Origin of the sequence: Nocardioides sp. CCNWLW239, assembly GCF_037137035.1 — a bacterium.
Classification (GTDB): domain Bacteria; phylum Actinomycetota; class Actinomycetes; order Propionibacteriales; family Nocardioidaceae; genus Nocardioides.
Genome location: NZ_JBBBNW010000008.1, coordinates 107946 through 128904, shown reverse-complemented (window position 1 = coordinate 128904; position 20959 = coordinate 107946). Strand labels below are relative to the sequence as shown.

General features: G+C 70.0%; 20 protein-coding genes. 3 read left to right on the top strand and 17 right to left on the bottom strand.

Annotated elements, in window-relative coordinates; translation table 11 throughout:
- Positions 1-2 precede the first annotated feature (2 nt).
- The 8 genes from ybeY to hrcA form a co-directional block, all read right to left on the bottom strand.
- A complete protein-coding gene (gene ybeY, locus WBG06_RS24130) occupies positions 3-467 on the bottom strand; it encodes an rRNA maturation RNase YbeY (RefSeq protein ID WP_328529513.1) in 465 nt (154 codons plus the stop codon).
- Positions 464-1504, bottom strand: coding sequence for a PhoH family protein (locus tag WBG06_RS24125; RefSeq protein WP_442945502.1), 1041 nt, complete (start codon positions 1502-1504; stop codon positions 464-466). Before WBG06_RS24125 ends, ybeY begins: the two co-directional genes overlap by 4 nt.
- A gap of 91 nt (positions 1505-1595) precedes the next feature.
- Positions 1596-2648, bottom strand: a complete 1053-nt coding sequence (locus tag WBG06_RS24120) for a winged helix DNA-binding domain-containing protein (RefSeq protein WP_336739987.1) — start codon at positions 2646-2648, stop codon at positions 1596-1598.
- A 15-nt stretch (positions 2649-2663) separates the two neighbouring features.
- On the bottom strand, positions 2664-3146 hold the full coding sequence (locus WBG06_RS24115) for a Gmad2 immunoglobulin-like domain-containing protein (RefSeq protein ID WP_336739985.1): 483 nt from the start codon (positions 3144-3146) through the stop codon (positions 2664-2666).
- A gap of 96 nt (positions 3147-3242) precedes the next feature.
- Complete coding sequence (locus WBG06_RS24110; RefSeq protein ID WP_336739983.1) at positions 3243-3809, bottom strand: hypothetical protein; 567 nt, start codon at positions 3807-3809, stop codon at positions 3243-3245.
- Between the two features lie 181 nt (positions 3810-3990).
- Positions 3991-4734 (bottom strand): 16S rRNA (uracil(1498)-N(3))-methyltransferase, encoded by a 744-nt coding sequence (locus tag WBG06_RS24105; RefSeq protein WP_336739981.1) that lies wholly within the window; start codon positions 4732-4734, stop codon positions 3991-3993.
- Between the two features lie 3 nt (positions 4735-4737).
- Complete coding sequence (gene dnaJ, locus WBG06_RS24100; RefSeq protein ID WP_336739979.1) at positions 4738-5928, bottom strand: molecular chaperone DnaJ; 1191 nt, start codon at positions 5926-5928, stop codon at positions 4738-4740.
- Positions 5929-5968: 40 nt separating this feature from the next.
- Positions 5969-6991, bottom strand: coding sequence for a heat-inducible transcriptional repressor HrcA (gene hrcA / locus WBG06_RS24095; RefSeq protein WP_336739978.1), 1023 nt, complete (start codon positions 6989-6991; stop codon positions 5969-5971).
- A gap of 197 nt (positions 6992-7188) precedes the next feature.
- On the opposite strand from hrcA, the gene WBG06_RS24090 reads away from it, so the two are divergent.
- Entirely contained in the window at positions 7189-7461 is a 273-nt protein-coding gene (locus WBG06_RS24090) for a hypothetical protein (RefSeq protein ID WP_336739977.1), read from the top strand.
- A 19-nt stretch (positions 7462-7480) separates the two neighbouring features.
- Positions 7481-8329: a DUF3097 domain-containing protein gene (locus WBG06_RS24085; RefSeq protein ID WP_336739975.1), complete on the top strand. Its 849-nt coding sequence runs from the start codon at positions 7481-7483 to the stop codon at positions 8327-8329.
- On the opposite strand, the gene WBG06_RS24080 is transcribed toward WBG06_RS24085, so the two are convergent.
- Together WBG06_RS24080 and hemW are read right to left on the bottom strand one after the other, a co-directional pair.
- Positions 8323-8517: a PspC domain-containing protein gene (locus WBG06_RS24080; protein WP_336739974.1), complete on the bottom strand. Its 195-nt coding sequence runs from the start codon at positions 8515-8517 to the stop codon at positions 8323-8325. The genes WBG06_RS24085 and WBG06_RS24080 overlap by 7 nt on opposite strands.
- Positions 8518-8628: 111 nt before the next feature.
- The gene (gene hemW / locus WBG06_RS24075) at positions 8629-9840 is read right to left on the bottom strand and encodes a radical SAM family heme chaperone HemW (RefSeq protein WP_336739972.1); all 1212 of its coding nucleotides are present in this window, start codon (positions 9838-9840) and stop codon (positions 8629-8631) included.
- A 69-nt stretch (positions 9841-9909) separates the two neighbouring features.
- Between hemW and WBG06_RS24070 the strand changes: the two genes are divergently transcribed.
- A complete protein-coding gene (locus WBG06_RS24070) occupies positions 9910-10617 on the top strand; it encodes a GNAT family N-acetyltransferase (protein ID WP_336739970.1) in 708 nt (235 codons plus the stop codon).
- 137 nt (positions 10618-10754) lie between these two features.
- On the opposite strand, the gene WBG06_RS24065 is transcribed toward WBG06_RS24070, so the two are convergent.
- From WBG06_RS24065 to WBG06_RS24035, 7 genes are all read right to left on the bottom strand, one after another.
- Positions 10755-14186: an error-prone DNA polymerase gene (locus WBG06_RS24065; RefSeq protein ID WP_336739968.1), complete on the bottom strand. Its 3432-nt coding sequence runs from the start codon at positions 14184-14186 to the stop codon at positions 10755-10757.
- A gap of 114 nt (positions 14187-14300) precedes the next feature.
- Entirely contained in the window at positions 14301-15839 is a 1539-nt protein-coding gene (locus tag WBG06_RS24060; RefSeq protein WP_336739966.1) for a DNA polymerase Y family protein, read from the bottom strand.
- The gene (locus WBG06_RS24055; RefSeq protein ID WP_336739964.1) at positions 15836-16516 is read right to left on the bottom strand and encodes a hypothetical protein; all 681 of its coding nucleotides are present in this window, start codon (positions 16514-16516) and stop codon (positions 15836-15838) included. The genes WBG06_RS24060 and WBG06_RS24055 overlap by 4 nt, the downstream gene beginning before the upstream one ends.
- 143 nt (positions 16517-16659) lie before the next feature.
- A complete protein-coding gene (locus tag WBG06_RS24050) occupies positions 16660-18423 on the bottom strand; it encodes a serine hydrolase domain-containing protein (RefSeq protein ID WP_336739962.1) in 1764 nt (587 codons plus the stop codon).
- Positions 18420-19664, bottom strand: coding sequence for an MFS transporter (locus tag WBG06_RS24045; RefSeq protein WP_336739961.1), 1245 nt, complete (start codon positions 19662-19664; stop codon positions 18420-18422). The genes WBG06_RS24050 and WBG06_RS24045 overlap by 4 nt, the downstream gene beginning before the upstream one ends.
- Positions 19661-20173 (bottom strand): winged helix-turn-helix domain-containing protein, encoded by a 513-nt coding sequence (locus tag WBG06_RS24040; protein ID WP_336739959.1) that lies wholly within the window; start codon positions 20171-20173, stop codon positions 19661-19663. The genes WBG06_RS24045 and WBG06_RS24040 overlap by 4 nt, the downstream gene beginning before the upstream one ends.
- 72 nt (positions 20174-20245) lie before the next feature.
- Positions 20246-20890 carry an MOSC domain-containing protein gene (locus tag WBG06_RS24035; protein WP_336739957.1) on the bottom strand — a complete coding sequence of 215 codons (645 nt, stop codon included), beginning with the start codon at positions 20888-20890 and terminating at the stop codon, positions 20246-20248.
- Between the last annotated feature and the right edge of the window lie 69 nt (positions 20891-20959).

The following is a 20959-nucleotide window of genomic DNA, read 5'->3' as shown; positions in this document are numbered from 1 at the left end:
TGTTACTCGGGTGCGGTGGCCGTCGAGCCCCAGGCCTTGAGCAGCTTGGCCTGCAGCCCGAACATCTCGGCGTGCTCGTCGGGGTCCACGTGGTCGTAGCCGAGCAGATGGAGGATGCCGTGGGTGGTCAGCAGCTCGATCTCCGCCACGGTGCCGTGGCCGGCCGCCTCACCCTGCTTGGCTGCGATCGTCGGGGCGATGATGATATCGCCCAGATCGCCCTCCTCCGGCTCCTCGTCGAGGCGGCCGGGCAGGAGCTCGTCGCCGGGGAAGGAGAGCACGTCGGTCGGGCCCTCGGTGTCGAAGTAGCGCTCGTTGAGCTCGGTGATCGTCGCCTCGTCGCCGAACTTGATCCGCAGGTCGGCCTGCGGGTGCACGCGCAGCTGCTCGAGCAGGAAGCGAGCCAGCTTCGCGACGTGCTCGACGTCGATCTCCTGCTCGGACTCGTTGATGATCTCCGTGCTCATCGGCTCGTCTCCCCGGAAGCCCGCTCGCGCTGCGCCTGGCTCTGCACGTCGTGCTCCTCGTAGGCGGCGACGATCTTGGCGACCAGCCGGTGGCGGACGACGTCGTGGCTGGTCAGGTTGTTGAAGCTGATGTCCTTGACGTCGTCGAGGATGCCCTCGACGACCCGTAGACCCGACCTCTGCCCCGAGGGCAGGTCGGTCTGGGTGACGTCGCCGGTCACCACGATCTTGGAGCCGAAGCCGAGCCGGGTCAGGAACATCTTCATCTGCTCGGGCGTGGTGTTCTGCGCCTCGTCGAGGATGATGAAGGAGTCGTTGAGGCTCCGTCCACGGAGGAACGCCAGCGGGGCGACCTCGATGGTCCCCGACGCCATCAGCTTGGGGATCATCTCCGGGTCCATCATGTCGTGCAGCGCGTCGTAGAGCGGGCGCAGGTAGGGGTCGATCTTCTCGGTCAGGGTGCCGGGCAGGAAGCCGAGCTTCTCGCCGGCCTCGACCGCGGGGCGGCTCAGGATGATCCGGTTGACCTGCTTGGACTGCAGCGCCTGGACCGCCTTGGCCACCGCCAGGTAGGTCTTGCCGGTGCCGGCCGGGCCGATGCCGAAGGTGATCGTGTGCTTGTCGATCGCATCCACGTAGCGCTTCTGGTTCAGCGTCTTGGGGCGGATGCTGCGGCCGCGGTTGGAGAGGATGTTGAGGCTCAGCACGTCGGCCGGCTTCTCGGTCGTGTCGGCACGGAGCATGCTGATCACGCGCTCGACGGTCTCACCACTCACCCCCTGACCGGTGCGGATGATCTGGACCAGCTCCTCCAGGACCCGCTCGATCATCGCGATCTCGCTGGGGGCGCCGTGGAGGGTGATCCGGTTGCCGCGCACGTGCACGTCGGCGTCGAAGTGGGCCTCGATGATCCCGAGGTGCTCATCGGCCGGGCCGAGGACGGTCACCATGTCGACGCTGTTCGGAACGACCACGGTGTGCTTGGTCGAAGGCGTCGAAGTCTCGTTCGGAAGCGGACTTGGTACTCGATCGGTCATGGATGCCCGGGTGGGCCCTTCCTGGTCACGGCGCTGTTGATCTCCATGGTACGCGGGCCCTCGACCTGGCTACTACTGGATAGTTCCGGCGTCAGCTCGCGAGCAGGGTCTCGACCCGGACGGTCTCCTCGGCGAGCTCGTCGCGCTCGTCGGGATCGAGGTCGCGCAGCATCTTGACGATCTCGACCTTGCCGTCGACCGGCTTCCAGAGACCGACGAGGTGGCCGCCCGCGATGATGACCGCACCGCCACCCCCGACACCCCACTCCTTCCGGGTCCCCTTAGCGGTGATCCGCTCCCGGTTGGCATGAGAGAGCCAGAGGTTGTCGAACTTCCCCAGCAGCCGTACCGGGGCGTGCTCCTCGCCGGTGGCGAGCGGGGCGTCCGGGACGTCGTAGAGGATCTTGCCGGCCTCGTCGCGGTAGGTCACCAGGCCCTCGATCCGCTTGATCACCGGACCCAGCCGCGTCAGCGAGGACCACGTGGTGATGTCGGTGGCGGTGGCCGGCCCGAAGGCGAGCAGATAGCGGCGCACGATCTCCGGAGCCAGGTCGGGGACGACGTCCTCGGCGACCACCGGCGGCACTCCCGTCCAGCGCGGCAGCAGGTCGTAGACGAGCCCGCCCGAGCCCTTCCACAGGCCCCGCGGCGGCAGCTGGACCAGGGGCAGCTCGTTGCGCGCCCGCAGGCCCAGTGCCTTGGCGGGGACGTCGGGGAAGTGCTCGACCAGCCCCGCCTCCAGGGAGGCGTTGGGCAGCGCCCCGAGAGCGAGCACGTCCTCGAGCGCCTCCACGAAGCCGGGCAGCTGCGCTGCCGGGCGGATGATCTCGACGCGCTGGGTGTAGAAGTCGTGGACGGGCTGGGTCCAGGCCCGGATCAGCGCGGCATCGGCCGCGGTGTGCATGTGGATCGTCGAGCGCAGCGAGGAGAGCCGGACCAGCGCACTCGACTCGAGCTGTGCGCTGACCGTGTAAGGGTCGAACGACTCCAGGCGTGCGGCCAGCGCCATGAAGGGCGGCAGCTGGTCCTGCGCCTGCAGGCCGACCAGATGCTCGATCATCTCGGCTGGGGTGCCTGTCGTCCGCGACAGCAGGTGCTGGCGGAGCAGGAGGGTCCGGTTGAGCTGCCGTTCGGTGAGGATCACGGTAGCGATGATGTCCTACTCGACGGTGATCGTGGCACCGACTTCCTCCGCAGGCTTCCCCTCGCCGTCGGAGGTGTCGTCGGTGCGGGCGATGAAGACGTACGTCCCGGGCTCGAGGTCGGAGACGTCGACCGTCGTCTTCCACGGGTAGAGCTTGTCCATCCACCCTTCAGCGGTCGCGTGACCTTCGAGGACCGGCTCGCCCGAGGAGTCACGGATCTCCCACGGCACGTTCGCCTCGGGAGAGTTGGCCTTGCCCGAGGCCTCGAAGCTGCCCTCGACGGTTGCTCCCTCGGCCGGCGCCGACAACACGATCAGTCCTGACGTACGTGGTGGGGCGGACGCCTCCTCCGACGGCTGGGTCGAGACCTCCGGATCCTCGGCGACGGCATCTTCGCTGCCACACCCTCCGGCCAGCGCCCCCACCCCGACCAGTGCTCCGCAGAGCGCTGCGGAGACGACGGCACGGCGGCCCGAGAACGTACGTGTGCTCCTCATGCCCCCATCGTCACCCTCGGCACCCCACCGGGAAACCCCCCACGCCGAGCAGTCGCTTTCTGACCGCGAAAGGTCGACGTCCGGAGCCGCGGATCGTCAGGGGACCTGCACCCCGGAGGAACGGGGCGATCCGATGAGCCATACGAGCAGAGCAACCACTGCCGGAATCCACCCATACGTCATGCCCCACTCTCCCCCGATCCTCGGCGCCGCGCCGAGCAGATCGAAGACGTATCCCAGACTCGGATTCGGGCTCAGCACGCCACGCACCACGACGTTCACGGCGAATCCCGCGGCGCAGGCCAGACAGCTGGCGAACCAGGCGATGAGGAGGATCGCGAGACCTCCGCTCGAGATGACGAACCGCCCGCCGAGCCACACCACCCCGGCGACCACCGCGACCATCGCGACCGTGGCCATGATCGCCCCGACCGCGTACGACGGGTGCGACGACAGCACGCGCAGATCGGGACCGAAGAACCCGAGGCCGTAGCCGAACAGGTTCTGCCCGAAGCTCGGCACGCCGTCGCGTTCGAGCATGTCCCTCACGGCACCCGAGCTCGCCAGGGCCTGGAGTATCCAGATCCAGGCGACGAGGACCAGCCCTGCCACCATCCCCGGCACAAGCGACGGACGCGACTGCGCGACGGATGTTTCACCCACGATGATCCTCCCGAGAGCACGTGAGCGCCCCCGCCGGACGCCCCGCCTCAGGTCATCAAACCGCCGCAAGGTCGAGAACTGAGGGCGCGACACACGCGGTTTGCGGAGACGCGGCCTCAGAAACTGACGTGTCGACGTCGATAACTGACTTCTCGACGTCGAGTACTGACTGCTCGGCGGGTCAGGCCCAGCGGCGGGTTCTTGCCAGGAGGGCTGCGCTGGCGGCCACGCCTGCTGTCGAGGTCCGGAGGACTTCGCCGCCGAGGCGGATGGTGGTGGCGCCGGCCTTCTCGAAGAGGGCGATCTCCTCCTCGGTCAGGCCGCCCTCGGGGCCGACGACGACGAGGATGGTGCCTTCGTCGGTGACCGGGACGGCACCGAGCGGGAGGGTTCCTTCCTCGTGGAGCACGACGGCGACATCGGCTGCCTCGATCATGGTCACGACCGCCTCCGTGGTGGCCATCGGCTCGACCTCGGGGTGCCACAGCCGGCGCGACTGCTTGGCCGCCTCGCGGGCGGTGGCCCGCCAACGGGCGAGGGACTTCACCGCTCGCTCGCCCTTCCAGACCGCGACCGACCGGGCCGCTGCCCACGGGACGATCCGGGCCGCGCCGATCTCGGTGAGCATCTCGACGGCGAGCTCGCCGCGGTCACCCTTGGGCAGCGCCTGGACCACCGTCAGCGCCGGCTCGGGCGGTGCCTCGCCGAGGACGACCTCGTCGACGCGTACGGTCATCGACTTCTTGCCGGTCTCCGTGATCGTGCCGGTGACGCCCTCGCCCGCACCGTCGGTGAGCACGACCTGCTCGCCGACCCGGAGGCGGCGTACGACGACGGCGTGGTGGCCCTCGTCGCCGCTCACCTCGATGTCGTCGCCGACACGGGTGCCGGCGAGCGACTCGACGAGGTGAACAGGCAATGTCATGGCTCAGTGCCCGTTCAGGGTGTCCTTGAACCAGGAGAAGACGCCGCCCTTGTGGGCCGCCTTGAGCTGGCCCTGGACCGACTCCTCACCGCGCATCTCGGCGAGCTGGCGCAGCAGCGCCTCCTGCTCGAGGTCGAGCTTGGTGGGGGTCTCCACGTTGACGGTCACGATCAGGTCGCCACGGCCGCCGCGCAGGCCGGGCACGCCACGGCCGCGCAGGACGTGGTCGGTGCCGGACTGGGTGCCGGGCTTGAGGTCGATCTGGATCGAGGCGTCCTCGGGGTCGATCTGGTCGGCGCCCTCACCGACGAGGTCGGCCTCCAGCGTCGGCAGGGTGAGCGTGGTGCCGAGCGCGGCCGCGGTCATCGGGACCTTCGCGGTGCAGTGCAGGTCGTTGCCCCTGCGGGTGAAGGTGGCGTGCTTGGCGACGTGGATCTCGACGTAGAGGTCGCCGGCGGGACCGCCGCCGGGACCGACCTCGCCCTGCTCGGCGAGCTGCACCCGGGTGCCGTCGTCGACGCCCGGCGGGATCTTGACGGTCAGGGTGCGGTGGGAACGGACCCGGCCCTCGCCGCTGCAGTCGCGGCACGGGTCGGGGATGACGGTGCCGAAGCCGTTGCAGGCGCTGCACGGGCGCAGGGTGCGGATCTCGCCCAGGAAGGAACGCTGCACGACCGCCACCTCGCCCTGGCCGTGGCAGGTCTCGCACGGGACCGGGTGAGAGCCTTCCGCGGCTCCCTCGCCACCACAGGTGTCACAGACCACCGCGGTGTCGACCTTCAGATCGCGGGTGACACCGAAGGCCGCCTCGGCCAGATCGATGTCGAGCCGGATGAGGGCGTCCTGCCCGCGGCGTACGCGGGGGCGAGGGCCGCGTCCGGCACCCCCGGCACCACCGGCACCACCGAAGAAGGCGTCCATGATGTCGGTGAACGAGAAGCCCGCGCCCTGTGCGCCGAAGCCTCCGCCGAACGGGTCGCCACCGCGGTCGTACGCAGCCCGCTTCTGCGGGTCGCTCAGCACCTCGTAGGCGTGGGAGATCTCCTTGAACTTCTCCTGCGACTCGGCGTCCGGGTTGACGTCAGGGTGGTACTGGCGTGCCAGCTTCCGGTACGCCTTCTTGATCGTTGCGTCGTCGGCGTCCTTGTCGACACCGAGGAGCTCATAGGGGTCCAACGTCTGTCTTCCTGCCATCGAAGTTCGCTGATCTTCCTTGAATCGAGTCTGCTGCTGCTCAAGCCTCGTCGAGGATCCGGGAGAGGTAGCGCGCGACCGCACGCACCGCTGCCATGGATCCGGGGTAGTCCATCCGGGTCGGCCCGACCACGCCGAGCGTGGCCAGCGCCTCGTCGCCAGGTCCGTAGCCGGTCGCGACCACGCTGGTCTGCGACAGCTCCTGGTAGGGGCCCTCGGCACCGATCCGCACCGTGACCAGTCCGCCCGCGGTCGCCTCGCCCATCAGCTTGAGCAGGACGACGTGCTCCTCGAGGGCCTCCAGGAGCGGACGTACGGCAGTGTCGAAGCTGTCTCCGAAACGGGCCAGGTTGCTGGTGCCGCCGATGGAGATCCGCTCGTCGGAGCGGTGGTCGTTCATCGCCTCGATCAGGGCCTCGGCGACCGCGGTGGCGAGCGTGTCCTGCGGGGCGTCGGTGGGCTCGGCGATGGTGCGCAGCGCGTCCCCGGCCTCGGCGATCACGACACCCGCCACGGCGGTGTTGATCTTCGTGCGCAGGCTCGCGAGGGTCTCCTCGGAGACCTCCTCGGCCACCTCGAGCAGGCGCTGCTCGACACGACCGGTGCTGAGGATGAGGACGAGAAGAAGGCGGGTGGGAGCCAGCGCGACCAGCTCGACGTGGCGTACGGTCGAACGGCTCAGCGTCGGGTATTGCACCACGGCGACCTGGCGGGTCAGCTGGGAGAGCAGCCGGGTCGAGCGGCTGACGACGTCGTCGAGGTCGACCGCGCCGTCGAGGAAGCCGGCGATCGCCCGCTTCTCGGCGGCGGTCATCGGCTTGACCGTGGTGAGCCGGTCGACGAAGAGCCGGTAGCCCTTGTCGGTGGGCACCCGGCCGGCGCTGGTGTGGGGGGCGGTGATGTAGCCCTCCTCCTCCAGTGCAGCCATGTCGTTGCGTACGGTGGCCGGCGAGACGCCCAGGCCGTGACGCTCCACGAGCGCCTTGGAGCCGACCGGCTCCTCGGTCTTCACGTAGTCCTCGACGATCGCTCGAAGGACAGAGAGCCTGCGTTCGTTCTGCATCTGCGCTCCTGTCATCCTGGCTGCCTGGCACTCATTCGCTGCGAGTGCCAATCCTACCGGTTCGTATCACAGGAACCAGTTTCCGGTGGCTGCTTCGTTCTGTGGAACGGATTACTTCTCTCGCTATCGAGATAGCCTTAGGTTAGGCTGACCTTAGAGACATCCGCTTCACCGCTTCTGCCCCACGGGAGAGTCCCATGATCGCCGACGATCTGCTGGTCCGCATCACGGCCCACGCCAACGACGAGCATCAGGCCGATCTGTGCCGCTCGCTCTCGGCCCGGCTCGGGCTGCGGCCGCGCCACATCGTCGGGGTGCGTCTCTCCCATCTCACCGCCGAGAGCGTCGACGTCTCCTGGATCACCCTCGACGGCGGCCACCACGTGACCTTCCGGTTCCCGGAGACCGCGGCCACGCCGGACGAGGTTCTGGAGCAGCTCGGGCGAGTGCTGACCGGTTCTCGCTGCTGACCCCACTAACCTTCTCCGGATGAGCGATCGCTACGGATCCGACGTCCTCTCCGGTGACTGGCGCAAGCCCAAGCACGGGCGCGCCGTCGAGACCCCCGCAGAGCTGGGCGCGGTGGTGGAGGAGGTCGAGACGGACTTCGTCGGCGAGATCGTCCGGATCGACCGCGACCTGCACACGCTGACCCTCGAGGACCGGCACGGCAAGCGGCGTACGTTCCCGCTCGGGCCGGGCTTCTGGCTCGAGGGCAAGCCGGTCATCCTCACTCCCCCGGTGACCCGCGCGGCGCCGGCGAAACCCACCCGCACCGCTTCCGGGTCGGTGGCCGTCGCCGACGCCAAGGCGCGCGTCGCGCGCGAGTCGCGGATCTTCGTCGAGGGACGCCACGACGCCGAGCTGGTGGAGAAGATCTGGGGCGACGACCTGCGGATCGAGGGCGTCGTCGTGGAATACCTGGGCGGCGTCGACGACCTCGCCGACCACCTGGTCTCGTTCCGGCCGGGGCCGTCGCGTCGAGTCGGGGTCTTGGTCGACCACCTGGTCAAGGGTTCGAAAGAGGCGCGGATCGCGGAGTCGATCCGGCGCTCAGCAGTCGGCCAGCACGTGCTGATCGTCGGGCATCCGTTCATCGACGTGTGGCAGGCGGTCAAGCCCGCCCGGGTCGGGCTGGAGGCCTGGCCGACCGTGCCACGGTCGATCGAGTGGAAGAAGGGCATCTGTCAGCACATGGGCTGGCCGCACCGCGACCAAGCCGACATCGCCCGGGCGTGGAAGCACATCCTCGGGCGCGTCAACTCGTTCGGCGACCTCGAGCCCGAGCTGCTCGGGCGGGTCGAGGAGCTGATCGACTTCGTGACCGCGGATCAGTAGGCGGACTTCTTCGGCATGATGATCCACAGCACGATGTAGACGATGAACTGCGGTCCGGGGAGCAGGCAGGAGATGACGAAGGCCAGCCGGATCAGGTTGGCGTTGATGCCGAAACGCTCACCGAGGCCGCCGCAGACGCCGGCGATCCATTTGTTGTCGGAGGGGCGGGAAAGAGTTGTGGTAGCCATGGCTCCACTCTCCCCTGCCGGGCGCCTTTAACCAATCAGGATCACCCCTGATCCTTCGGTCAGGACCAAGGTCCCGGGCTCAGGGCTGCTCAGGGTCTGCTCGCGAGATGCTCAGGGGAGCAGGTCTCGGACCACCGCGTCAGCGAGCAGCCTGCCGGTGTCGGTGAGGACGATCGTCTCGTCGGCGACGGTGACCAGGCCGCGGCGTACCTGTTCGGGGAGAGCCGCCCGCCCTTCGTCGTCGAGAGCATCGGTCGAGAGCCCGTCGGCGAGACGGAGCTCCAACAGGACGCGTTCGACCCTCCGGTCCTCCTCGGGGAGGATCTCGCGGGCATGGGCCGGGCTCTGCTTGGCGCTCATGCGGTCGGCGTACGCCTTGGGGTGCTTGACGTTCCACCACCGGGTGCCGCCGACGTGGCTGTGGGCGCCGGGGCCGACGCCCCACCAGTCGCCGCCCTGCCAGTAGAGCATGTTGTGGCGGCAGCGCTGGGACTCCTCGGTGGCCCAGTTGGAGACCTCGTACCAGGTCAGGCCGTGGTTCTGGAGGGTCTTGTCGGCCAGCTCGTACTTGTCGGCGAGGTCGTCCTCGTCCGGCATCGCGATCTCGCCTCGTCGGACCCGGCGCGCCAGGGCGGTGCCGTCCTCGACGATGAGTGAGTAGGCGGAGATGTGGTCGGGGTTGCTGGCCAGCGCGGCCTCGAGGCTGGTGCGCCAGTCGTCGATCGACTCGCCCGGAGTGCCGTAGATGAGGTCGAGGGAGACCTGGTCGAATCCCGCCTCGCGCGCCCACTCCACGACCAGCGGGACCCGCTCGGGGTCGTGGGTGCGGTCGAGGGTGCGGAGCACGTGGGGAACCGCTGACTGCATGCCGAAGCTGAGCCGGGTGAAGCCGCCCTCGCGCAGCTTCTGGAGATAGGCCAGGTCGACCGAGTCGGGGTTGGCCTCGGTCGTGACCTCGACATCGTCGGCGAGGCCGAACTCGTCCTTGATGGAGCCGAGGATGCTGGTGAGGTCCTGCGCGGGGAGGAGCGTCGGCGTCCCACCACCGAAGAAGACGGTGTCGACCTGGTGGTCACGCTCCCCGAGCACCCGGCGCGCCAGCCTGACCTCTTCGATGGCCTGGTCGGCGTACGTCTGCCGGCTCACGCCTTCGCCGAGCTCGATCGCCGTGTAGGTGTTGAAGTCGCAGTAGCCGCAGCGGACCGTGCAGAACGGGACGTGGACGTAGAAGCCCAGCCCCTTCTCCCCCAGCGTGCTCAGCGATTCGGCCGGCAGCGACCCGTCGGCGGGGGCGGGATCGCCGGGAGGCAGAACGGAAGGCACCCTTCCATTATCGATCCACCTGTCGAAAAGGGTTAACCGTGACGGGAGGGGTGGTGGGAAAATTCCGGCGTGTCCGTCTCGCAGCCTGATCTTCTTCTCGACGATGTTCTCGACAACCCGGTGTGGTCGTCACTGACCGGGGCACATGCGTGGCTCGCCGAGGGCACGGGGCTCGCCCGGCGCTACCGCCCGGACGTCTCGCCGTTCGCCGCGGTCTCCGATCCGAACGAGCCGCAGGCGTGGCGCGACCTGGCCGCGGCCGTCGGCCCCGGCGGCACCGCCCTGATCACCGGTGCAGCCGGCGTCTGCGGCGAGGGGTGGTCGGTCGACGGAGGTGGCGAAGGGGTGCAGCTCGTCGAGACGTCTCAGGTCGTCGCGACGCCCGACCCCGAGGCGGTCGTGCTCGGGGCCGCCGACGTACCCGAGATGCTCGACCTCGTCGCTCGCACCGAACCGGGACCGTTCGAGAAGTCGACCCACACGATGGGTACGTATCTGGGACTGCGCCACGAGGGCCGACTCGTCGCGATGGCCGGCCAGCGGTTGCAGCCGAGCGGGTGGATCGAGATCAGCGCCGTCTGCACCGCCCCCGAAGCCCGCGGCCGCGGCCTCGCCGGCCGCCTCGTCCGTGCGGTCACCGCCGACATCCACGCCCGCGGCGCCCGCGCGCTGATGCACGCCTCGGCCGACAACACCGGCGCCATCTCGGTCTACCTCGGGCTCGGGTTCGAGGTGCGGCGGCGTACGACCTTCGAGCTCTTCCGCGCGCCCCTCTGACGCCGAGACGTCACTCCCGTCGGCCGAAACGTCACCGCGTTTGCCTAGGCGTCACTCCCGTCGGCCGAGGCGTCACCGGTGTGCGCACTCGGTCGACGTAGCTGACCTCTCGGCCGACCTAGCTGACGCCTCGGCTGTCAGCGGAAGTCGCGGGAGCGGTGGCGGGACTGGATGGCCCTGGCTGCCTCGGGGTGGATCTCCTCGAGCGGGGCGAGGCGGTCGGCGACGAGGTTGGTGACGCCGTCGCTGCGCTCGAGGATGCCGCGGATGAGCATGACGGAGGTGGAGACGGCGATCTTGCGGTGCTTCCTCCACAGGCCGGCCGAGCAGACGACGTTGAGCATCCCGGTCTCGTCCTCGAGGTTGATGAAGGTGACGCCACCAGCGGTGCCGGGGCGCTGACGATGGGTGACCAGGCCGGCGACGGTGATGCGCCGGCCGGGCTCCGCGGTGGGCAGGTCGCCGATCTTCGGAAGCCCGGCAGCGGTCAGGCCCGGCCGCAGATGCGCGAAGGGGTGGCTGCCGGGGGTCACGCCGGTCGCCCACAGGTCGGCGAGGGTCTCCTCGACGGGGTCCAGGTCGGGGAGCTCGGGGGCCCCGCCCGTGAACCGCACTCCTTCGAGCTGGTCCTCGTTCTCCGTCCAGCCCGCCTGCCACAGCGCCTGACGACGACTCGATGTGAACACCTGCAAACATCCAGCGGTGGCCAACGCCTCGAGCTGGGCCCGCTCCAGACCAGCCCGCCGGGAGAGGTCGAGAGAGTCCTGGAACGGCGCCTCGTCACGGGCAGCGACGATCCGCTCGGCGACGTCCTTGCCGATGCCGCGTACGGAATCCAGGCCCAGCCGCACCGCGAAGTTGCCGTCGCGCCGGTGCTCCGGGGTGGGGTCGGGGGTGCCGGGCACCCACTCGGTCTTTGCCCCGTCCAGCCGACAGTCCTCCCTCCCCGTCGGTGACGTATCGCCATCGAGAGGCTCCAGATCAGCGACCGCGTTGGAAAGGAGAAGGTCGGGTCGGCGTACCTCCACCCCGTGGCGACGAGCGTCCTGGGTCAGCGACTGCGGTGAGTAGAAGCCCATCGGCTGGGCGCGGAGCAGGCCGGCCAGGAACGCGGCCGGGTAGTGGAGCTTGAACCAGGAGGAGGCGTAGACGAGCTTGGCGAAACTGAGCGCGTGGGACTCGGCGAAGCCGAAGTTCGCGAAGGAGAGGATCTGGGTGTAGACCGCTTGGGCGGTCTGTGGGGTCATACCCTTGGCGCGCATGCCCCGATAGAGCTTCTCCTTGAGCGAGTCGATGCGCTCGACGCCACGCTTGGAGCCCATCGCCCGGCGCAGCAGGTCGGCGTCGTCGTGCGAGAAGTCACCGAGCACCCGGCCCATCTCCATGAGCTGCTCCTGGAACAACGGCACCCCGAGGGTGCGCTCCAGCACCGGGATCAGCAGCTTGTGGGCATAGCTGGCCTCCTCTCGCCCGGTCGCCCGGCGTACGTAGGGATGGACCGCGCCACCCTGCACCGGCCCGGGCCGGATGAGCGCGATCTCGATGGCCAGGTCGTAGAAGCAGCGCGGCTGCAGCCGCGGCAGGGTGCCGATCTGCGCACGCGACTCGACCTGGAACACCCCGATCGAGTCGGCCCGGCAGAGCATGTCGTAGACCGCGGGCTCCTCCTTGGGGATGGTCGCGAGGGTCCACCTCTCGCCCAGATGCTCGAGAGCCAGATTCATCATGTGGTCGAGCGCCGCCAGCATCCCGAGCCCGAGCAGGTCGAACTTCACCAGACCCATGTATTCGGCGGCGTCCTTGTCCCACTGGATGACGGTGCGCTTCTCCATCCGCGCCCGCTCGATCGGGACCACCTCTCCGATCGGCTCCTCGGTGAGCACCATGCCGCCGGAGTGGATGCCGAGATGGCGCGGCGTCCCGTGGATCTCCTCCGCCAGCGCCAGGACCGGAGCAGGGATGCCGATGTCGTCGGGGGCCTCGACGCGGGAGTAGCCGACATGCTTGGACCAGGCGTCCTGCTGCCCGGGGCTGTGACCGAGCGCCTTGGCCGCATCCCTGACCGCCATCTTCGGCCGGTAGCCCACGATGTTGGCGACCTGCGCGGCGTTGCGCCGGCCGTAGGTGTCGTAGACCCACTGGATCACCGTCTCGCGCTTGTCGGAGTCGAAGTCGACGTCGATGTCGGGCTCCTCCTCGCGGTGCTCGGAGATGAACCGTTCGAAGGGAAGGTTGTAGAAGACCGGGTCGATCGCGGTGATCCCGAGCGCGTAGCAGACCGCGGACGCCGCCGCCGAGCCTCGTCCTTGGCAGAGGATCCCCTCGCTCCGCGCGAACTCGACGATGTCGTGCACGATCACGAAGTAGCCCGGGAAGTCCTTGCGCTCGATGACCTCGAGCTCATCATCCACGCGCTTACGGGCCTTCGCGATGTGCTTGGGGTTGTCCGCGTACGCCTCCTGGTAACGCTCCGCGAAACCGCGCTCGGTCAGGAAACGCAGCCGGCTCGCGGCGGTCTCACCCTCGGGGATCCCGCGCTTGGGCAGCTTCGGGGTGGCCTTGCGCAGATCGAAGGCGCACTCCTCGGCGATCTCGACGCTGCGTGCCACCGCGCCCGGGTAGCGCCGGAAGAGCTGCTCCATCTCCGCCCCCGACCTGACGTACGCCGCAGGCGCGGCCGGGAGCCAGCCGGCGATGTCGCTCAGGGTGCGCCGAGCGCGGACCGCCGCGAGCGCATCGGCCACTCGGTGCCGGTCGGGCGTGGCGTAGTGGACGTTGTTGGTGGCGACCGTGGGCAGCCCGGTCTCGCGGGCGATGCCGGCGAGCAGGTCGTTGTCGTAGGAGTCGGCGGGATGGCCGCGGTCGGTCAGCTCGACGACCACGTTGTCGCGGCCGAAGCGGTCGGTGAGCTCGGCCAGCGCCCGGGCGGCGGCGATCGGCCCGGTTCCGGTGAGGGCCTGGCGTACCTCTCCCTTACGGCAGCCGGTCAGGATCAGCCAGTTGCCCTCGCGCGCCCGGTCGGCGAGCTCGTCGAGGTCGTAGGCCGGGCGCCCCTTCTCGTCGCCACGCAGCTGGGCCTCGGTGATCGCGCCGGCCAGCTGCCGGTAGCCCGCCACGTTCCTGGCGAGCACCAGCAGGTGGCTGCCCTCCGGATCGGCGACTCCGTTCTGCGGCTTGGTCAGGCCCAGGGAGAGCTCGGCGCCGTAGATGGTCCGCAACCGGTCGCTCTCGCCGACCGGGACCGGGCCGAGCTTCTGCGCCGCTTCGGCGAACGCCGGCGCACCGTAGAACCCGTCGTGGTCGGTGATCGCGATCCCGTGCAGCCCCTGCCGGATCGCCTCGGCGACCAGCGCCGAGGGTGAGCTCGCGCCGTCGAGGAAGGAGAAGTCGGAGTGGGTGTGGAGCTCGGCGTACGGCACCACCGGGCCCTCCGGCCCACGCACCTCCTCCTCGGTCAGCCGCTTCTTGCGCCGCGAGATCGGCGCGTCGCCGTAGGGATCCTTCGGAGGGCGGCCGGACAGCCGTCGCTCCAGCTCCTTCCAGGGGATCTCGGGGTTGTTCCAGCCCATCAGGAACCTCGGATGTTCATCAAGGTATGCAGGCGAACCGTCACTTCCCTCGTGGAGCTCCGCACGGGAAGTGACGGTTCAGCTGCATACCTTGATGAACCGCCACACACCAGGTCAGTCATAGGACGCCTCCGTGAGCCAGTGGTCGGTGTCGAAGGTGGCCAGCCAGGCGCGGCCGTCGACCCCGACGAGTTGGAAGCGGGCGACCCGCCGTCCGCCGTCGGGCTCCCACCACGCCTCGGTGACCGGCCACGGCCCGGCCCAGGAGGCGACCCGCTGCCAGGGCTGGCCGGCCGAGGGCCGGTAGCGGGCGGGATCGGCGGAGACACCGCCACGCGGAAGCACCACGACCGGACGCCCGGCCTGGTCGCAGACCTCCGCCGGCCACGGGTCAGCCAGCACCCGGGCAGGCGCCGGCGGCGGAATGCTTCCCGGCCAGGGCAGCGCACGGTCTCGGAGGGTGCTGGGGCGGTCGCCCCAGGGGACGTACGCCTGCCGGTCGCGCGGGCTCCGACCGCCCTGGAGCACCGGGGCGACGACGGCCTCGTGGCCGAGCAGCCCCTGCACCCGAGCGATGCCACCGTCGACGCGCTCGTTCGTGCCACCCCAGAGCCCGTCGGCGTGGACCGCCTCGGAGACCGCGACCTCGGGGACGAACCGGACTCCGGTCACCGCTCCCCCGCCCCCGCGCGCGACCCCGGCCAGCTGCCAGTGCAGCCGGTCGATGAGGTCGACGGCGGAGAACCAGCGCGGATGCGCCCAGGTGCGGCAGGAGTCCGCGACGGAAGAGCCGGGCACAGTCTCCATCGCGACCTCGATCCGCACCTCCGTGCACACCTCCTGCCGCGTCGCCAGACCCTTCACGAACGTCTCCGCCGCCTGCCGGGCCGAGAAGCAGACCGCCTCGGCGGAGTCGAGCGGCGGCTCGAAGGCAGCCTCGGTGGCGAGCTCGGGCGGTGGCGTACGCCCGCTCACCGGCCGCGCCCCTTCGCCGTGGATGACCCGGCGGACCCAGGCGGCCTGCGCCCCGAAACGCGCCTTGACGTCGGCGCCGGGCAGGTCGGCGAGGCCGCCGAGCGTGGTCAGGCCGAGCCGCTGCAGCAGGCTGACCGTGTTCGCGTCCTCGAGGACATGGACCGGCAGGGCTCGCAGGAACGCGGCGGAGCCGCCCTCCGGCACCGCGTACGTCTCCTGCAGCCCGGCGCTGCGCGCGGCCTGCTCGGCGGTGAAGAGCTCATCGGCGATGCCGATCCGTACGTCCCAGATCCCGAGCCCGACCACGCACTCGGCGATCGCCGCACCGGCCTCGGCCTCGCCGCCGTAGAAGCGGGCCGGCGAGCGCAGCGCGACCAGCCCGGGACGCAGCGGCATGACGCCGGGACGCAGCTCCTCCAGGCGCACCAGCACCTCCTCGAACACGCGCGCGTCGCGGGCGTCGTCGGCGGCGAGCACCTGCACCTCCGGGCAGCGCGCCTGCGCGTCCCGGCGCCGCATCCCGCGCTTGATCCCGAACTCCCGCGCGGCCTGGTTGGAGGCCTGGACCCGGTTCTGCGCGAAGACCGCTGCCGGCAGGTGCCGCGGCAGCCCCTGCTCGCCCAGCGCCGCGGCGACCGGCCAGTCGGCGCACCAGACCATCAGCGTCCGGGCGCTCATGCGGACTCCTGTTTCCGCAGCTCAGCAACAGGTTCCAGCACTCGCTGCGTGCCGCCTTCCTCGGTCGGGAACCACAGCGCCGTACGCCGCGGCGGAGCCGTCCCGCGCACCGCCTCGACCACCATCCGCCTCGCCCGGAGATGGCCGTCGCCGCTGCCCAGCCCGACCCAGCGCGGCTCGGTCGCCCGCAGGCGTACGTCTGCTCTCGGCCACTCCCCCAGCGCGACCAGCGCGGCGCCGCGGGTGCGCAGCCGGGCGCCGATCTTCTCGGCGACGCTCGGCGTCACCCGGCCTGTCGGCCGGACCAGCACCAGGGTGACCACGTCGATCAGCGCCGCGGTCGCCTCCAGCCAGGAGTCCTTGGGCCGCGGCACCAGGATGGTCCGCTCCAGGTCGACCCCGGCCTCGGCCGCCGCCTCGACGCCGAAGTCCTCCACCCCGACGACTGCGGTCCATTCCCCCACGCTCGACGGTCCCGCCAGCAGCAGCATCGCCAGCGACAGCGAGTCGGCTGCGTACGTCCCGCCTGCCCGCAGCTGCACCAGGCCTCTCAGCGCCTCATGGGTCGCCAGCTCCGCCCCCATGCCCGGCTTCTGCTCCAGCCGTCGCACCTTGGACCGAAGCTGCTCGATCTGAGCCAGCTTCTGGTGTCGTTCGATCCCCGCTACCACTCCCACTCAACGAGTATCGAACATTTGTTCGAACCGAGCAAGAGTGGGGTCGCCGAGACGTCACCTGCGTCGGTCGAGTGGGCAGCCAGATGCCATCTCGGCCGACCGAACTGACGCCTCGGCCGGCGGGGGTGACGCCTCGGCGGGGTTCAGCCGCGGAGCGCGGAGGCGAGGTAGGCGAGACGGGGGTGGTCGGAGGTGGGGAGGGCGGTGACCTCCACCGCCTTGGCCACCGAGACCTTCCAGTAGGTGGCACCGGCCACGACGAGGAAGTCGGCCTTCGAGGCGCCATCACCCGACAACGGCGTGGTGATGAGCTCCGGCTCACCGAAGGCGCGCATCGCGGCGATGACCGGGCAGTCCTCCTCGAGGGCGGCGCGGGCGGCGGCGATGACGCTCTCGCGGGCGTCGGGGACGGCGACCACCCGCAGCGTCTGGATGCGCGGCTCGGCCTCCGGCGAGAGCATGATCTCGATGTCGTAGCGGCCCTTCTCGGCCGGCACCACGGCCAGCGCGACGCCCATCGCCCGGGAGTAGTAGCCGTAGGGCGCGCCGCCGAGCGGCAGCCCGACCTTCGCGCGCGCCTGGGTGATCTGCACGCGCCGCGCGGGGTCGGGAGCGTCCAGCTCCACGTTGTCGGCGAAAAGAGCCGGCGAGGCGAAGACCTCGGAGCCCGCAGGATCAAAGGTACGCAGCCGCTCGACCGCGGCTTCGAGCGCCGAGTCGAGCCGCGGCCGCAGGCCCTTGACCACCGTCGAGAACCGGTGCGGCGCCTCTCCGGAGAGCTCCGTGGAGACCAGCGAGCGCAGCGCGGCCATGGCGGTCACGCCGGCACCCGCGTACGTGCTGTTCGACAGCGTGATCACACCCAGCCTCGTCGCCGGGTGCCAGACCATCCGCGAGCCGTAGCCGGGGTAGCCACCGGAGTGGTGGACGATCTGCCCGAGCCGGCTGTCGTGGTCGATCATGAGGCCGTAGCCGTAGCCGGCGGCGACCGCACCGACCCCCGCCTCGGCTCCCGCGAGATCCAGCGAGGCCGACACCGAACCGAACCGGTGCAGCTGCTGCATCTCCAGCCGGGACGCCTTCGACAGCGGATGGCCGTCGGCTCCCGACGAGAAGGCGTCCAGGAACCCGCCGACCCAGCGCGCCAGGTCGGCGACCGAGGAGTGCAGACCACCCATCGCCGCGAAGGACCCCGACGCCACCGGCGGCACCGCGGTCCACGTCGTCGCGCCCTCGAGCCGGTCGCCGGCCCAGGCCGGGTGCAGCGGCGGCACGTGCCCCGGAACCCGGTTCGGCACGGCAGACGGGGAGTAGGCCGAGGAGGTCATCCCGAGCGGCGCGAGCAGCTCGTGCTCGACGAAATCGCGGTTGGCGCCCTCGGGAGACGAGCCGCCCACGACGTTCTCGATCGCCCGGCCGAGCAGCGCATAGCCGAGGTTGGAGTATTCGAACCCGACGCCCGGCTCACGCCCGGTCGAGAAGCCTCCGTCGAGGAACGTCCCGAATGCGTCGTAGGACAGCGACTCCTGCCGGTCGCCCCACGGGTCGTCGGTCGGCAGCCCGGCCGACATCGAGAGCAGCAGCCGCAGCGTCACCGCCGGCGAGTCGGCGGAGTAGGGAGCCTGGTCGACGAGCTCGGGTACGTACTGCGCGATCGCCTCGTCGAGGTCGACCAGCCCACGGTCACGCAGCAGCAGCACCGCGGCCGCCGTGAACGACTTCGACATCGACGCGATCCGGAAGACGCTGTCCGCGGTCGGCGCCGGACCACCCTCGGTCGTCGCCCCGAACGCGCCGGAGTGGAGGAGCTCGGAGCCGCGTACGACCCCGTAGACGAGCCCCGGGGTCAGATTCTCCTCGAAGCGCTGCTGGAAGAGCTCGTCGACGAGGGCGGTGTTGAGACTCATGCAGACGTTCCTTCGGTGGCGGTTTGCTCGACGCGTTGCAGCCTAACCACCGAGGGCACCGCGAGCGTGACCAGGCAGACCGACACATAGAGGATCCCGCTGGCCAGGAAGACCGGCTGCGCCCCGAACCAGCCCGCCAGCGGTCCGTAGAGCAGCTGCCCGACCGGCATCGCGACGAAGGAGCCGAGCGCGTCGTAGGAGTAGGCGCGCGAGAGCATCTCCTCGGGGACGTTCTCCTGCATCGCGAGCTGCCAGCCCAGGCTGAAGATCTCGACCCCCGCTCCGGCGACGGCCATCGCGATGACGAACGGCACGGTCTCGGGCCACAGCGCGAGCGTGAAGAAGGGCAGCGAGAACGCCATGATCCCGAACATCCCCGCCCGTAGCGGGCGCCGGATCGTGGCTCGCATCAGCACGAACGTCATCACGAGCATCCCGGCAGCGAGCGCCGAGTTGGCCAGACCCCAGCCCTCGACGCCGAGCGAGGAGGACTTCGCGTACGCCGGGCCGAGCACGTTGAGCCCTCCGGACTGCATCGCGTTGAGCACCATGAAGGCGACCACCACGACCCACAGCCACGTCGTGCCACGGACGTAGGTCCACCCGGCGCGCAGGTCCTCGAGAGCCGAGGTCTTCTCTGCGTCCGTCGGACGCGGTGGGATCCGCACCGGGAGCAGGAAGATCGCGGCGAGCAGCCAGGTCAGCGCGTCGACGGCCAGTGCCCAGCCCGCTCCGACGCCGACCACGAGGCCGGCGGCGACCGAGGGACCCAGGATCGTCAGGGTGCCACGCGACATCGAGAGCAGCAGGTTGGCCGGCTGCAGGTCCTTCTTCGCGACCAGCTGCGGCACCATCCCCTGCATCGCCGGGAAGGCCATCGCCATCGTGGTGCCGTTGATCGCCTGCAGGACGACGAGCTGCCAGATCTCGGCCTGTCCGGTGATGATCAGCGCCGCCGCTGCCGCCTGCGACGCCGCCGAGGCGAGGTTGCTCAGCTGCAGCACCAGCCGTCGCGGGAACCGGTCGGCGATCACCCCTCCGACCAGCAGGAACACGACCATCGGGACGGTATGGGCGGCGACCACATAGCCCAGCGCCGAGGCCGAGTGGGTTACCTCCAGCACCGCGAAGGCGAGCGCCACGTGCGACATCGACGAGCCGGCGAGGTTGACGAACCGTGAGGCGAAGAACCAGCCGAAATCACGGTCCTTGAGGACGAAGAGGCTCTCCTTGACGCTCACCGGGCGTCACCCATCACGAACGCGGAAGCGGTCAGGTTCACGTGGATCGTGCCTTCCGTACGCGGCGGACGAGCGTTCTCGTGAAGCAGGCCGCTGGCCTGCTCGATGAGGTCGTGGACCCGCTGCCAGACATCGGGATCGACCCACATCTCCGCGTCGGAGATGATGGCCGGGCCGTCGGCGCGCAGGCGACGGCGACGTACGAGCTCCTCGGCGATCGCGCGGGTGTGGACCTCGTCGTCCTCCGGTGACGGCGGTCCCTGGTCGGCGCCGCTGCGCCACGCGTACTGATATCGCTTCGCGATCCCGCCGCGGATCCGCTCCTCCCCCGCAACCTCGAGCAGCCCAGCGCTCTCGAGCAACCGGAGATGGTAGGAGGCGTTGGCGTGCGTCAGGTCGAGCTCGCGCGCCACCTCCGCCGCCGACAGCTCCGCACCCGTCAGCAGCGACAGCATCCGAAGCCGCAGCGGGTGCCCGGCCGCCCGCAGTCGCGAGATCTCCTCGTCCACCAAACCTCCCAAGAGTTGTTTGGGAGTGAGTCTGGGAGTCCGGAGCACAACCGTCAAACAATTATTGGAGAGTCAGTGGGTAGCCGCGTACTTCTCCGCCACTGCCCGCGGCTTGTCCCCGAGCCGCTCGATCCCGAGGAGGCTCGGGAGCAGGCTGCGGTCGGTGGTGAGGGCTTTGAAGAGGGTCGAGACGGTGATGTCGTGGTCGGGACGGTGGACGACGACGATCTCGTCGCCGGCCTGGATCTGCCCCTCCTCGAGGACGCGCAGGTAGGGACCAGGGCGCCCCTCGGCAGTGAATCTCTTGACCCACCGGGCGTTGTCGTAGCCGGAGACGCCCATCCAGTTCTTGAAGTCGTTGCAGGGCGTACGCACGCTGCAGACCTCCAGCAGCACCGTCCCGATCCGCCACTGCTCCCCCACCAGAGCCGCGTTGACGTCGATCCCCTCGGTGGTGAGGTTCTCCGCGAACTGGCCGTCGCGCAGCGTCACGCCCAACCGCGAGCCCCACAGGTCCAGGTCCTCGCGGGCGAAGACGTAGACCGCCTGCTCCCGGCCGCCGTGGTGGCGACGGTCGGTCTGGGAGTCGGTCACGATCCCCTCGGCACCGACCGTCACCGGCTCCGCGACCGGCAGCTTCTCCATCGAGGTAGCACCCACCTCCGCCCACTCAGCAGGCTGGGACCGACCGACGTTGACGCTTCGCACGACTGGCATGCGCCTAGTGTCGCCGCCCGGCCCGGAGCCCGTCGAACGGTTATCCGGGCGAGACACGGCCGAGGCGTC

Excerpts from the sequence above, each read along its gene's own strand:
- ybeY (WP_328529513.1), bottom strand. The coding sequence starts at position 467 with ATGAGCACGGAGATCATCAACGAGTCCGAGCAGGAGATCGACGTCGAG.
- WBG06_RS24125 (WP_442945502.1), bottom strand. The coding sequence starts at position 1,504 with ATGACCGATCGAGTACCAAGTCCGCTTCCGAACGAGACTTCGACGCCT.
- WBG06_RS24115 (WP_336739985.1), bottom strand. The coding sequence starts at position 3,146 with ATGAGGAGCACACGTACGTTCTCGGGCCGCCGTGCCGTCGTCTCCGCA.
- WBG06_RS24105 (WP_336739981.1), bottom strand. The coding sequence starts at position 4,734 with ATGACATTGCCTGTTCACCTCGTCGAGTCGCTCGCCGGCACCCGTGTC.
- dnaJ (WP_336739979.1), bottom strand. The coding sequence starts at position 5,928 with ATGGCAGGAAGACAGACGTTGGACCCCTATGAGCTCCTCGGTGTCGAC.
- hrcA (WP_336739978.1), bottom strand. The coding sequence starts at position 6,991 with ATGCAGAACGAACGCAGGCTCTCTGTCCTTCGAGCGATCGTCGAGGAC.
- WBG06_RS24090 (WP_336739977.1), top strand. The coding sequence starts at position 7,189 with ATGATCGCCGACGATCTGCTGGTCCGCATCACGGCCCACGCCAACGAC.
- WBG06_RS24085 (WP_336739975.1), top strand. The coding sequence starts at position 7,481 with ATGAGCGATCGCTACGGATCCGACGTCCTCTCCGGTGACTGGCGCAAG.
- WBG06_RS24080 (WP_336739974.1), bottom strand. The coding sequence starts at position 8,517 with ATGGCTACCACAACTCTTTCCCGCCCCTCCGACAACAAATGGATCGCC.
- WBG06_RS24065 (WP_336739968.1), bottom strand. The coding sequence starts at position 14,186 with ATGGGCTGGAACAACCCCGAGATCCCCTGGAAGGAGCTGGAGCGACGG.
- WBG06_RS24060 (WP_336739966.1), bottom strand. The coding sequence starts at position 15,839 with ATGAGCGCCCGGACGCTGATGGTCTGGTGCGCCGACTGGCCGGTCGCC.
- WBG06_RS24050 (WP_336739962.1), bottom strand. The coding sequence starts at position 18,423 with ATGAGTCTCAACACCGCCCTCGTCGACGAGCTCTTCCAGCAGCGCTTC.
- WBG06_RS24035 (WP_336739957.1), bottom strand. The coding sequence starts at position 20,890 with ATGCCAGTCGTGCGAAGCGTCAACGTCGGTCGGTCCCAGCCTGCTGAG.